Origin of the sequence: Termitidicoccus mucosus, assembly GCF_038725785.1 — a bacterium.
Taxonomy (GTDB): domain Bacteria; phylum Verrucomicrobiota; class Verrucomicrobiia; order Opitutales; family Opitutaceae; genus Termitidicoccus; species Termitidicoccus mucosus.
Map to the genome: position 1 here is coordinate 5,313,207 of NZ_CP109796.1, position 13,930 is coordinate 5,327,136.

The 13,930-nt window shown below is 63.4% G+C and carries 5 protein-coding genes and 1 pseudogene; 5 read left to right on the forward strand and 1 reads right to left on the reverse strand.

Annotated features, from left to right (window positions below; genetic code table 11):
• Positions 1 to 3 precede the first annotated feature (3 nt).
• From OH491_RS18520 to OH491_RS18535, 4 genes are all read left to right on the forward strand, one after another.
• Positions 4 to 3,330, forward strand: a complete 3,327-nt coding sequence (locus OH491_RS18520) for a DUF748 domain-containing protein (protein WP_068770140.1) — start codon at positions 4 to 6, stop codon at positions 3,328 to 3,330.
• A gap of 429 nt (positions 3,331 to 3,759) precedes the next feature.
• Positions 3,760 to 5,985: a TonB-dependent siderophore receptor gene (locus OH491_RS18525; protein WP_068770139.1), complete on the forward strand. Its 2,226-nt coding sequence runs from the start codon at positions 3,760 to 3,762 to the stop codon at positions 5,983 to 5,985.
• 274 nt (positions 5,986 to 6,259) lie between these two features.
• Positions 6,260 to 7,378 carry an alpha/beta hydrolase gene (locus OH491_RS18530; protein WP_068770138.1) on the forward strand — a complete coding sequence of 373 codons (1,119 nt, stop codon included), beginning with the start codon at positions 6,260 to 6,262 and terminating at the stop codon, positions 7,376 to 7,378.
• A complete protein-coding gene (locus OH491_RS18535) occupies positions 7,375 to 9,009 on the forward strand; it encodes a GH3 auxin-responsive promoter family protein (RefSeq protein ID WP_068770137.1) in 1,635 nt (544 codons plus the stop codon). The genes OH491_RS18530 and OH491_RS18535 overlap by 4 nt, the downstream gene beginning before the upstream one ends.
• A gap of 361 nt (positions 9,010 to 9,370) precedes the next feature.
• Here OH491_RS18535 and OH491_RS18540 read toward each other — a convergent pair.
• Positions 9,371 to 10,304 (reverse strand): annotated as a pseudogene (locus OH491_RS18540) (IS110 family transposase).
• 685 nt (positions 10,305 to 10,989) lie between these two features.
• Here OH491_RS18540 and OH491_RS18545 point away from each other — a divergent pair.
• Positions 10,990 to 13,908, forward strand: a complete 2,919-nt coding sequence (locus tag OH491_RS18545) for a TonB-dependent receptor (protein ID WP_068770136.1) — start codon at positions 10,990 to 10,992, stop codon at positions 13,906 to 13,908.
• Positions 13,909 to 13,930: the final 22 nt, after the last annotated feature.

Below are 13,930 nucleotides of genomic sequence, written 5' to 3' on the forward strand. Positions count from 1 at the left end.
TTTATGCCTGCTCCGACGACCGGCAACACCCTGCTCTCCACCCCGGACAAACCGGCGCGCCGCCGCTGGCCGCGCTGGGCGCGCGTCCTCCGCGCGTGCGTGCTCGCGGTCGCGCTGCTCGTGCTCGCGGGCTTTTTCGCCGCGCCCCCGCTCGCCAGAAACATCCTCGAAAAACAACTCACCAAGGCGCTCTCCTCGCCCGGGCAGGCGCGCACCGTGCGCATTGACCGCGTGCGCATCAACCCGCTCGCCTTCTCCTGCGCCATCGAGGGACTGACCGTGACCGCCGCGGACCACGAGCCGTTCGTGCGCTGGCGAAGCCTCTTCGCGAGCCTCGACCTGCGCACCCTCGTCACCCGCGAATGGCGCTTCCGCAAAATCTCCCTCGACGGCTTCAACGGGCGCATCACGGTGCGCGAGGACGGCCGGCTCGATTTCGCCGACCTCTACGCGTCCGCGCCGCCGCGGCAGCCGTCCGGAAAATCCACCCCGCTCCACATCAACGAACTCGTCGTCACCGGCGCGCACATCGACTATGCCGACGCATCGCTGCCACAGCCCTTTGCCACGCAACTCGGCCCCATGAGTTTCACCGTGCGCGATTTTCAGACCGGCGGCCACGAACGCGCGCCCGGCGAGTTCGCCGCCGCCACCGAGTCCGGCGAGACCTTTTCATGGCAGGGCACGCTCGCCCTTTCCCCGCTCGCTTCCCGCGGCGAAATCCGCATCGGCAACCTCTCCATCAAAAAATACACGCCTTTCTACGGCCACCGCGTCCGCTTCGATGTGCTCGACGGCAAAATGGACATCGCGCTCCGCTACGAAATCGCCGTCGGCACCGGACGCCTCTCCGTGCGCGCCCGCAGGGGCGCCCTCACGCTCCGCGACCTCAAGCTCGCCGAGCGCGGCCAGGCCGTCCCCGCCGTCGCCATCGGAACCCTCGCGCTCTCCGGCATCACCATCGACAGCCAGTCCGCGCAGAGCACCCGCCAGGCGCTGCACGTCGAACACATCGCGCTCGACAACAGCACCGTCGCCCTGCGGCACGACGCGGGCGGCCTCAGCCTCGCGCGGCTCTTCACCCCGGCCGACGCCGGCGAAGTGACAAGTGGCCAGTCCCCAATGCCAGTTGCCGCCGCATCCACAACCCAGCCTTCAGCCGTTTCCACTGCCCCCGCGTCCCTCCCGCCCGAAATCGTCGTCGGCGAATTGATCGCGCGCAACACCACCATCGACATCGAGGACACCACCCTCGCGCTTCCGCTCCGCACCCAGGCCGTCATCACCACCCTCGGCGCGAAAAATTTCTCCCTCGAAAAACTCGACGAACCGCTCGCGCTCGAACTCGCCGCGCAGCTCCCCGGCGGCGGCCTCCTTCGGGCCGGCGGCCGCCTCGCCCTTTCCCCGCTCAAGGGCCGGCTTTCCGCCGAGATCTCCGGCGCGCCGCTTGTGCTCGCGCGTTCCCACGCCGGGCAATACCTCGATGCGCGCATCGACGGCGGGCTCGTCAACGCCAATGCCGTCCTGGACATCGACCCCGCCGCCGGCTTCACCGTGACAGGCGATGCCGCCATATCCGACTTCGCCGCGACCGACGCCGCCGGCAGCCCCGTCCAGTCATGGCAAAACCTCGCCCTGCGCGGCGTCGCCCTTGCGACCCATCCGGCCCTGAAGATCGCCGTTCGCGAAATCGCGCTCGACGGCGCCGCCACGCAGATGACCGTGCTGCCCGACGGCAAACTCAACCTCTCCGGCCTCCTCAAGCCCGCCGCCGGGAGTGCGGACAGTCCTGTCCGCGAAACGCAGGCTGAAAGTCCGCGCTCCCTTCCCGCCCCCGCCGTCGCCAGCGGCACCGCATCGACCCCGTCTCCCGCCTCCGCGCCCGGCGCGCTTTTTGCCATCGAAAAAATCGCCCTCAGCAACAGCCGTGTCGATTTTTCCGACCGCTCCATCGCCCCCGCCGTGAACGCATCGCTCGACCATGTCGGCGGCACGATCTCCGGCCTCTCGTCGGAAGGCACCGTGCGCGCGGACGTCGATCTGCATGCCCGCATCGACGGCACCGCGTCCATTTCGCTCACCGGGCAGGTCAACCCGTTCGGCGACAATCTTTATTCGGACCTGCGCCTCGCCATCGACAACGCCGCGCTTTCCCCGCTCGACCCCTACGTCGGCAAATACGCCGGACGCGCGCTTGCCGCCGGCACGCTCGACGCCGCCGTGGGCGCCAAAATATCACAACGCCGCCTGAACAGCTCGAACGTCATCACGCTCAACCAGTTTGCCCTCGGCGCGCCCACCGGCAGCCCCGATGCCACCAGTCTGCCCGTCGGGCTCGCCGTCTCGCTCCTGCGCGACCGCAGCGGCAAAATCGTCCTCGACATCCCCGTGGAGGGCAGCCTCGACGACCCCGATTTCCGCTATGGCCGCGCCGTGTGGCGCGCCGTCGGCAACCTGCTCGTCAAGGCCGCGACCGCGCCCTTTTCGCTGCTTGCCTCGCTCATCGGCGGCTCCTCGGCGGCCGAGGGCGACGCCGCCGCGACCGCCGGGGAAAAGGATTACTCGTCCATCGGGTTTGACCCCGGCGCGACGACGCCGTCGGGCGAAAGCCTGGGCAAACTTTCGCTCATTGCCCAGGCGCTCCGCGAGCGCCCCGCGCTGCAACTCTCTGTCACCGGCGGCTACGACGCCGGCCGCGACCGCGCCGCGCTGCGCCACGCGCTTCTCCTGAAACAGCTCGACCAGGAATCCCGGGCCGAATTCGCCCAGACCCGCGACGGACAGCCCTCCGCCGAGGCGGTCAAACTCGCGCCCGCCGACGAGGCGCGCCTGGTCGAGCGCCTTTACCGGCGCCATTTCCAGATCCCGGAGCAGACCGCCGCGGACATGCCGTCCGCCGAACCCGCGCCGCGTCCCGCCGCCGGGATCGCGCCATCCCGCATCGCGGACAATCAAGAAAGCTCCTTTGTCATCATTGGCGGAAAAATGCGGCCGGGCAGCCGCAACCTGGCCGCAAGACGCCCGGTGCCGGCAGCCATGACACCGCCAGCCGCCATTTCGGCCGGGCCGGTCGGGCAGACCTCCGTCGATCCCGCGGAGGGCGCGCCCGCCGGGGCGCTCCCCTCGCAGGAGGAAATGCGCGCGCGGCTTTCGGAAACGATACAAGTCAACGAAGACCAGTTGCGCCAGCTCGCCTCGGCGCGCGCCGGCGCGGTGAAGAATTATCTGGTGGGCGCGGGCGTCGAGGCAAACCGCATCATGCTGGCCGACGCGCCGTCCAGCGGCGCTTCGGCCGGCTTGGAACTGATGCCAGTTTCGAATCCTTTATAGACTTTCATAATGCGGGCAAATTGCCAAAGACGCAGTCATTATTTAGAGCATTTCCTATTTATTTTGTCGCAAAAAACAGCGTGTCGTAGGGCCTGACCTTGCGTCAGGCCGCGATTTGAGACGCGGCGTCGGTGTCGGCAATCCCGGCGCGACGCAAGGTCGCGCCCTACGTGCGACAAAATAAATAGGAAATGTTCTAGTCTAAAGTTAGAACGCGGGGGACAGGAACCAAAGGCATGCGGCGACTTCTGTTGCGGCAACCGGCGTGTCCATGCCTCCATCGCCGGCAATCTGCTCCTTCTATAAAGACAAAACCAAGAATCAGAATCCTCCCTGTGACGCGGCATGGGGCGTCAAATCCGTGAGAATTCGCGTTCCCCCAACCACACCCGCATCATGAAGCAAAAACTACTATGGGCAACAGTTTCCATGAACATCGCGGTCATGCTGCCTGCAAAAGCGCAGGACACGCCGGAAGCCGGGCGCCTCCAGCCCTCATCCGAGGAAGTCATACAACTCTCGGAATTCCAGGTCGTCTCGTCCGCGGACGAAGGCTATAAGGCCGCCAACGCCGTGTCTGCCACGCGCGTGGCCGTCGCCATCAAGGACATCCCCATGAACCTGACCGCGTTCACCAGGGATTTTATCGAGGATCGGCACGCTTATGATCTTTACGATATTATTAAATATGCGCCCGGCGTGAACCAGGACAACGTCTCCCCGACCGGTTGGGCGCGTTATAATATGCGCGGTTTCACCTCCGCCTCCGTCCAGCGCAACGGGTTTGGCAGCTTCCGCTTTATCGATGTCTCCAATATCGAGCGCGTTGAGATCATCAAGGGACCGTCGTCCCTCCTCTATGGCCAGATAAACCCCGGCGGCGTGATCAACTATATCACCAAGCGTCCGCAGGATGAGGCGGCGGTCGGGCTCTCCGCCAGCGTGGGCACCGATAATTATGGCCGCGTGATGCTGGATGCCACCGGCCCCGTGCCCGGCACGAACGGGAAATTGCTTTACCGGGCGGTGGGCATGGGCGAGGAGATCCAGCGATTCGTCGATGTGGCCAGCGGCTACAAGACCCTGTTTGCCCCGTCCTTCACCTGGAAAATCACCCCCGGCATCGCATTGACCGTCGAGTATGAACGCTTCCACCGGCACGACAAAAACACGCCCAGCGGCGTGGTGGTCCTATTTGCCAATGGCAACGGCACGACGCCCTATCCCGGGCTCCCGGAGGATTTCAGCTTCGCGGGCGACGGTGACTATTTCGATTTCACCAGCGACGCGTTCACGGCGGATTTGACCGCCAGGCTTCTCGATCATTTTACCCTCCGGGCGATTTACGGCTGGAACCAGTATGACCAGGAATGGAGAGCCTCGGGCCAGGGAGGGACAGGGCTGATCGCGCAAGACATCGTGGATTATTTCTATGGCGCCGGAGTGGTCTCCAACGCCGATGCCATGTATCGGCGCAACCGGAAAGAAATACAGAGAGGGTCCGAATCAGTCGGACAAATCGAGCTGGCGGGCAACTTCGAGGTATCCGGGGTCAGATTGCGTCCGCTGGTCGGATATAAAAAGACATTTTACGGAAAATATCACGGGTGGCAATGGACCAACCCGACCGGCATCACCAGTCCCTATTATATCAGGCCTTGGAATATGAGGGATCCGTCCACTTGGGACCGGAGCGTGCCCTTCGGCACCGACGTGCTTGCCCCGACCACTGACAACACCACCCGGAGCGACAACTCCTCCTTTTACGGCGTGCTTGTCGCCTCGCTGTTCGACGAGCGCCTGCAACTGCTCGGCGGCGTGAGCCGCTATGATGTGCACAACGAGCCGAATTATAATCACCTCGCCGACGAGCAGACATCCGATGCGGCCGACCGCCATCATACCGTCTGGCAGGGCGGCGTGTTGTATAAAATCACCAACGAGTTCTCCGTATTCGCGTCTTACAGCGAATCATTCGTGGCTAATTCCACCCTGTTGCAGGTGAAAAACGTCCCCACCGCGCCCGCCGAACCTTCCATTGGCGAAGGCTGGGAAGCCGGGGTGAAGCTCGACTTGCTTGAAGGCCGCATTTCCGGCACTTTGTCCTGGTATTATCTCACGGTTTCCCCGACCGGCGTCATTACCATCACCGACGGAGTGGACCCGGATACGGGCAACACATTCTTCACCGACATCCAGGGCGGCGAGCAGCGCAGCCGGGGCGTGGAGGCGGATATCCTGTTCACCATCACTCCGGGCCTGCAATTATATACCGCCTATGGCTACACCGACGCTGTTTATACCGAGCACCCCTCCAACCCCGATCTGGACGGAACCCGGCTCGTCGCCACGCCGAAGCACACCTTCCGCGCCTGGGGGAAATATACCCTGCAAAACGGCCCCGCCAGGGGATTTTATTTCGGTGGCGGTGTGAACTACACCGGGAACCAGAGTCATCAGGCCGCCAATCCCGTGATCATCACCGGCGGCTACACCACTATCGATTTGGTGGCTGGCTATCCCCTCAGAATTGGCGGACGCACCTGGCGCGCGGAGCTTTCGGTGAAGAATGTCACGGACAAGTTCTACTATGCTTCGGCCTCGAGCATCAGCCATCCGCGGCACGGCATTCTCACCATCAGCACGAAATTCTAAAGGCTGCCGTAATTTGGATTGATGCCAATTTATATTCAAATTTCCTTTTCAGCCGCAAACGTCAGGCAGGGAGGGGTGGCAGCGCCAGTAGGGGGGCTCTCCGATGCTTCCGTGAGAACGCCTCGATTACTTATGAGGTCTCTCCATGTCTGCCGAAGAGCGGCCAACGTTCGCCCCTGTGTCACGCTTGCGTGACGGGCGTGTGAACATTCGGTGAAGCAGTCACTTTGTTTTTGCGCGCCATGCCCGCGCCCATGAACAGTGCGGGAATCGTATGCCCGCGCTGAGTCTCGCACCCGCCCTCTCGCTGCTCGCCACTTTCGGACGCATCTCGCCTGCGCGTCCGCTGCACACCCTTATCCGCACCACCGGCTACCGGCTGCGTCCGCCCCGCCCCCTGCCGCATCTGCCCCGCATCCGCGCGGCGCAGGACGCCGTGCTCGGCTCCGGGGCCGCCGGTCCCCACCAGATGGCCACGCTCCTGTGCGAGCGTCGCAACGGTTCCATCCCCACCATCGTCCTCGGCGGTTTCGTGCCCGACGCCACCGAGCAGGTTTTCCTCCTGCGCGGCGCCCTCCTGCGGCGCGGCGGTGTCTATTATCTCAACTATCCGCGCAACGGTTTTTCCGCCGATCTCCTCTTCGCCCAGCTCGACGACCTCGTCGAGGAACTCGCGCGCCTCCACGCCACCCCGCCCGTCGTGCTCTCCGTAAGCTTTGGCGCGGGCCTCGTCTTCGAATGGCTGCGCCGCGCCCGCCTCGCCGGCCGCCGGCCCGCGCTTCGCGGCCTCGTCTTCGTGAGTCCCATGGGTTGCGTCGGGGATCTGCTTTTCCCCGGGGAATCCAAACCCGCCACCCTCCTGGGGCGCACGCTCAAGCCCTACCTTGATTCTCCCGGCGTCGAGGCCGACGCCCGCCAGGTCGAAAAGTCGCGCACCGTTTTCTCCCGCATGTTCGAGGCCGGCGCGCAGAACAAGGCCGCTCTCGCCACCCTCATGACCGCCGGCGAACTCCGCCGTCTCCACGCCGCCGTCATGGAGACCATCGCCCGCGTGGACGCGCGCGGAGCTTCCGAGCGCATCCGCGCCCTCGTCACCTTCCCCTCGCTCATCGCATCCTTCTCACCCGCGCTGCTTCCCCTCTCCGATGTCCCCGCGCTCGTCCTCTTCGCCGAGAATGAAGACGCCGTCCTCGACCGCCGCTCGCCCACCCGTTTTGCGCTGGGCTCCGCCTGCGCCGCCTACTTTCCCAAGGGCGCCTGCCGCACTGTCTCCAATCCCGGCGGGGCTCCCGTGCAGCATGCCTCGCTCATCTTTCATTTCTTCAACTTCCTGCCCCACATCAGCCGCTTTTACCGCGAGGTAAAAACGCACAGGCTTTTGCAGGCCGCATGAACTCGATCGCCGCATCGCTCTCCGCGCTGGCATCTCCCGGACAACAGTCCCGTGTGCCGGGATTCGCGCGGGGCGTGCTTGCCGCGGGCACGCATTTCCTCGGCGCCCGCACGGCCCGCAGGCTGCGTGACGGGCGCGCCGCCATCAGGGACCAGAACCGCACCCTTGCCCACCTCTGCGCACGGCTTGCCCGCACCGCCTACGGACGGGCGCACGGCCTCGATTCCCAGACCTCTTACACCCGGTTTCGTGACAGTGTGCCCTTGCAGACCTACGAAGGTTTCCTCCCTTTCATCGAGCGGATGAAAACCGGCGAAACCGATGTCCTCTGGCCCGGCCGGTGCAGTTTCTACGCCGTCTCCTCCGGCACCACCGCCGGCCGCACCAAATACCTGCCCGTCACCGACGGCATGCTGGCGCACTTCCGCAAGGCCGGCCTCGACTCCCTCCTTTACTACACCGCGCGCGTCGGCCACACCGGCGTTTTCCGCGGACGGCATCTCTTCCTCGGCGGCTCCACCACGCTCGCCCGCCTCGAAGAGTGCAAGCGGTTCCCCGCCTGCGCCGGCGACCTCAGCGGCATCACTGCGGTCAACCTCCCCGGCTGGGTCGAACGTTTCCTCTACGAGCCCGGGCGGTCCATCGCCCAGATGGCCGACTGGCCCGCCAAGATCCAGGCCATCGCCGAACGCACCTGGAACCGGGACATCACCCTGCTCGCCGGCATTCCGAGCTGGGTGCTCATCCTTGCCGAGGCCGTGAAAGCCCGCGCCTCCACGGGCAAGGCCCGCCCTGCCGACCTCCGGGACGTGTGGCCCAACCTCGAATGCCTCGTCCACGGCGGCGTGCCCATTTCCCCCTTCCGCGACGAATTGCGCGCCCAACTCGGACGCGACGTCAACTTTCACGAGGTCTATCCCGCCTCCGAAGGTTTTATCGCCACGCAGGACGCCGAGGCCGCCCTCGGCCTGCGGCTCATGACCGATGCCGGGCTCTTTTTCGAATTTCTTCCCATGGAAGACTACGACGACGCCGGTCTCGCCCGGCTCGGCCCGCGCGCCATGCCGCTCGAAGCGGTGCGTGCCGGCGTCGATTACGCCCTCGTGCTCAGCACTCCCGCCGGGCTCACCCGCTACGTGATCGGCGATGTCGTGCGCTTCCTCTCCACCGACATCCCCCGCCTCATCTACGTCGGTCGCACCGCCCTCCAGTTGAGCGCCTTCGGCGAGCACGTCATCGAGAAAGAACTCACCGACGCCCTGCTCGCCGTCTGCCGGCGCCACGGCTTGACGATCGCCAACTTCCATGTCGCCCCCCTTTTTGTGGATGCGGACGCCGGCCGGAGGCGCGGCGCGCATGAGTGGTGGCTCGAACTCAAGTCCTGCGACGGAGCGGAGCCTCCCTCCTGTCCCCTCATTGCCGCCGGGCTCGACGCCGAACTCCAACGCCTCAATGACGACTACGAAGCCAAGCGCAAAGGCGGCGGACTCGATTCCCCCGCCGTGCGCCTCGTCAAGCCCGGCGTCTTCGAGCACTGGCTGCGCGGCAACGGCAAATGGGGGGGCCAGAGCAAGATGCCCCGTTGTCGCAGTGACCGGCTGATCGCGGACGAGCTCACCAAGCTCGCCTGATTCTGCCTGAGCGGTTGATATAGTTTCGTCGCCATTCTCGATGCCCGGGGAGGGGAAAAGAGCTGAACAGCAAAGACGTGAAGGCGCAAAGGATGGCGGCAAAGGGATTATTTTATAAAAACTGCAAGTGATACCACTTATGGTTTTCTTAGACAGCTTCGAGCGGAGCGACAGCGTCCCGTTGACCGGAATCAGGGAATGGGAAAATCATGATATATTATAAATCAGCATTTTGTTAATTTATTAAATTCCGCCAATGAACCTGTCGCTTCGCGAGGATTGTGGGTGTAACTCAAAGTAGTGTCAGCGCCATAGAGGTTGCATCAAGGAAAAGGCGGAAGCCGTAGCGCAGCAACGGTGATCAACGCGCAAGAGAAAAGTTAGGATATTTGAGGAGAAGATTGAGCAATTCGATGAGTTTGCGCATGAGGGCGGAGAGGGCGACTTTGACGGGTTTGCCGCGTGCGCGGAGGCGCTGGTAGAAGGCGCAGAGAACGGGGTTGTGGCGGGCGGCGCTCAGTGCGGCCATGTAGACGGTTTTGCGCAGGCGGTGGCGGCCGCCCCTCGATGTGGCGGGATTTGTCGCAAGTGCCGCTTTGGGCGGCGATGGGTGCGACGCCGAGCAGGGCGGCGGCCTGGCCCTTTTCGAGCGAGCCAAGCTCGGGCATGAGGGCGAGCACGGCGGCGGTGGTGACCGGGCCGACCCCTTGGACCTGGGCGCAGCGCTGCGCACGGGCGGCCAGGCCTTGGTCGGAGCCGATCACGCGCTCCATCTCGGCGTCGATTTGCTTGATGTGCTTTTCGAGCAGCGCGCGGCGCGCGGCGGCCAGACCTTCGAGCAGGGGCAGGCCGGTGGCGTGCTCGGCCTGGTTGGTCTCGTGCTTGAGCGCCTCGACCAGGGCCTCGCGCGCCTGGAGCAGTTCGCGCAGCACCGCCTCGGCATGGACGGGCGCGCGGCTGGCGCGCAGTTTTTCGGTTTTGCGCGCGAACAGGCTGAGCAGGCGCGCGTCGATGCGGTCGGTCTTGGCCAGGATGCCCTGGGACCTGGCGAACTGGCGCACGCGCCTGGGGTTGACCACGCTCACGCGCACGCCGGCCTGGTGGCAGGCGCGCGCGAGGGCTCTTTCGTAGCCGCCGGTGGCCTCGCAGACGACCCACGCGCGGGCGGGCAACTGCGAGAGGAAACGCAGCAGGCCCGCAGGGCTCTGCGCGAAGCTCGTCACGCCCTTGGGCAGGTCCGCGACGAAACTGGACTTGGCGAGATCAACGCCGATGTGTTTATATTGGTTTGGCATGGCAGGACTCCTTCTTATCGAGACGCGCTCAAGGGCGCAGACAACGGTTCGAGTTGCTGCCAGCGGTGCCCGCCGGGTCTGTCGCTGCGCTGCGAGCTCAAGGGCTCATGGCATCCAATCAGACTTTCGGCGGACAGGGGAGGGGCGGACGGCCGTCCGCCCCTCCCCGAACCACTGGCCAAGACCGGCTTCGTTATAGGACTGCGCCCGTCTTGGCCAGTGTCCTATAAGGCATCCTGCCTGCCGTCGAAAATCGAAAGCGCGAAGCGCCGCTGATTCTTTCGCTTTTTTCTGAAAAATGCCGCGCTTCGCGCGATAAATTAACGACGGCAGGCAGGATGCCTGCGCTACGCTCGTTGCCGCGGTGTCGCCCTCCTTCTCGCATCATGCTCTGACACTACTTTGAATTGCACGCCGGGACTGTCTAAAACCGAGATTTTTTTGGATTTATACTGATGTTCCCAAAATGGGAAATCGTTCCGGGGTGAACATGGTTTTTCATGCGCGCCGGGGTTCCGCCGGGGCCGCTCCTTGCCGGAAGTGTTCATGTTTTGGCGAGGCTTTGCGCGATCTCTACAGCGACGTCGGCTGATCGTCACAAAGACCCCGTAGGATTCGTGTTCCCGTGATTCACCGTCCATGCGGCCGATGCGGGCACTTCATCATCCACGACCTGACCACATCCATGAAATTGACAACCCTTCCCCTGTTGCCGGCCCGTCTTCCTGTTTTCGCCGGACTGGCCTTCCTCCTCATATTCCTCGCTTCAGCAGGGCTGCACGCCCAGACCGGCACACTCGCCGGCCGCGTCTCGGATGCAGCCACCGGCCGCTCTCTGCATGGCGCCATCGTCCAGGTGCTCAACACACCGTTCCGTGACTACACCGATCCCGACGGCCGCTACAGCCTGTCCGGTTTGCCGGCCGGCACGCATAACATCGAGGTCGAATATGTCGGTCTGGATATTTTTCGCCAGACGGTGACCATCTCTCCCGGAGTGACGGCCATCCTCAATGCTCCGCTCAAAAGCGAAGTCGTGGAGATGGAGTCGTTCGAAGTGCGCGAAGCCGCCCGCGGCCAGGCCCGAGCCATCAACCAGCAGCGGACCGCCAGCGGCATCGTCAACATCGTGTCCGAGGAAACCTTTGGCCAGATGCTGGACGGCAATGTGGGACAGGCGCTCCAGTTTTTGCCCGGCCTCACCGTGAACGAGGACCAGGACGGCTCGATCGGTGGCATCAACATCCGCGGCATCGAGGGCGAATACAACTCCTTCCAGATCGACGGCAACCGGGCCGCCAGTTCGGGCGGCCGCAGCTTCGACACCCGCAATCTGGTCGGCGACGGCATTACCAACATCGAGGTGGTCAAGGCTCCGACACCCGACCGCGACGGCGACGCCATCGGCGGTATCGTCAACGTGGTCAGCCGCACCGCCTTTCAGCGTGACGGCCGGTCCATGAAACTCAAGGCCAGCGGCGTCCTGAATGACCTGCCGGACAAGTGGGGCCACAACGCCAGCTTTTCCTACTCCGATCTGTTCAGCGTGGGCGGCGGGGAGAAAAACCTCGGCATCAGCTTTACCGTCAGCCAGTACAAATCGGACCGCTACTCCATCAATGCAGACTTGGATTGGGTCCAGGTCACGCCCGCGACGAACCCCCAGTTGAACCTGGGACAATTCGGCGACATCGGCCGGCCGATCTGGTTCATGGAAGCGACCCATTGGGAATACAACACGCGGGTCACGAAAAACTATGGCATCAACGGTTCCATCGACTTCCGGATGGACAAGCAAAACTCCTTCTACATCCGGCCTCTCTACAGTTATTATACTCGCAACGGGATAACCTTCGAAACCGACATCGACATCGACACCCGCTTCCAGGACGAGGCGGACGGTCGCAAGACCTATGCCGAGCTGACGCCCACCTCCGGCCGGGGCACCCCTGGCAGCTCCGGCAGCCGGGGCTCGATGGGTTGGATCGGAACGGACGACGAGCGGAAAAACAACTTGTATTCGGTGGCGTTTGGCGGCCGGCACGAACGGGCGTCGAGCCTGCTGACCTATGATCTCTATTATGCCTACACCAAGCGGGTCATCTCCAGCGACCTCGAACTCAACATGCTGATGGAGCCCGACGATTCTTGGATGGTTTTCGAATACGAGCTGACCGAGCCCTGGACCGGCGAGGCCAAAATCAACATCCTCAGCGGACACGATCCCCGGGATCTGAGCCAGATGACGGAAGGCGAGCTCATCGACCAGACGAGCGAAAGCACCGAGGAAATCTACAGCGCGAAAATCGACTGGGAAAAGAAATTCGCTTACGATCAAGGCGTCCTCGCCTTGAAGACCGGGGCGAAATACAATGTCGTCAAACCCAAGCTCGACCAAACGGCCCGGGTGTATGAGATGGACGAGGATTTCCCCTACCGCGAAGTGCTGGAGCCCACCGACAAGGTGCTTTTCGCCAAACAGAAATACTGGGATGTGTATCCACGGCGGGGCCTGGAACTCCTGCGCAGCAACCCCGGTCTGTTCGAACTCAACGAGGAAGACTCGCTCGCCGACAGCAACCTCGAAGACTACGATGCCAAGGAGGAAACCGCGGCCGCCTACCTCATGGGCACGTATCAAATCGGACGCCATACCATCCTCGGCGGCGTGCGTTGGGAAAAGGTCAAGTGGCGCAATGTGAACACATATGCCAGCTATCAGGACGAAGTCCAGACGCTGAACAAAGTCCGCCAGGGCAATTCCTACTCCTTCTGGCTGCCCGGCCTCCACTTCCGCCATGCGCTCACGAACAACCTCATCCTCCGCGAAAGCTACAACCGCAGCTACGGACGGCCCAGGCTCTCCGAACTCACCATGGGACGCTTCGTGGACGAGGACGGAAATATAGAGGACGGCAATCCGGACCTCAAGCCGGCCACGTCGAACAACTTTGACGTGCAGCTCGAATATTACACCAAGCATGGCGGCCTCTACTCGGTCGGCGTCTTCTATAAAGACATCAAAAACTTCACCTACACGGAGGTTTATGATTTCAACGATCTCGACGCAAACGGCATCCCCATCCGCGACGAGGACGGCGATCTGGAATACGAAAGGCCGGTCAACGGCTCCAGCGCCAAGAACCTCGGCCTCGAACTCATCGCCCGCCAGCAACTCTACTTCCTGCCGGGACCCTTGAGAGGCTTGAGCCTCGCCCTCAGCGCGTCGTTCATCGACACCGAAGCCAAATATCCCAATCGCCAAGACCGGGACGACCTCCCGCTGCCGGGATTCTCGGACTATGTTTTCACGGGCCGGCTGGAGTGGGTGTGGAAGAGATTCCGCAGCCAGATCAGCTACCGTTATCGCAGCGAGTATGTCGAGGGACTGGGCGACACCATCGAAAGCGACGAATTCTACGCGGCCGAGGAGCGGGTGGACGCCGAGGTGAGCTACCGGTTGATGAAAAACCTCCTGCTCTTCGCCAACGCGAGCAACCTTACCAATCGTCCGCAGGTTTCCTATCAAGGATATGGATTCTTCGTGGAGGACACCAGCTACCACGGCCGGAAATTCACGCTCGGCTTGGAATACAGTTTCTGAACCGCCCTTCACCTTGCCGCTC

Bases quoted from the DNA above. Each gene is read 5' to 3' on its own strand.
- OH491_RS18520 (WP_068770140.1), top strand. From the start codon at position 4: ATGCCTGCTCCGACGACCGGCAACACCCTGCTCTCCACCCCGGACAAA.
- OH491_RS18525 (WP_068770139.1), top strand. From the start codon at position 3,760: ATGAACATCGCGGTCATGCTGCCTGCAAAAGCGCAGGACACGCCGGAA.
- OH491_RS18530 (WP_068770138.1), top strand. From the start codon at position 6,260: ATGCCCGCGCTGAGTCTCGCACCCGCCCTCTCGCTGCTCGCCACTTTC.
- OH491_RS18535 (WP_068770137.1), top strand. From the start codon at position 7,375: ATGAACTCGATCGCCGCATCGCTCTCCGCGCTGGCATCTCCCGGACAA.
- OH491_RS18545 (WP_068770136.1), top strand. From the start codon at position 10,990: ATGAAATTGACAACCCTTCCCCTGTTGCCGGCCCGTCTTCCTGTTTTC.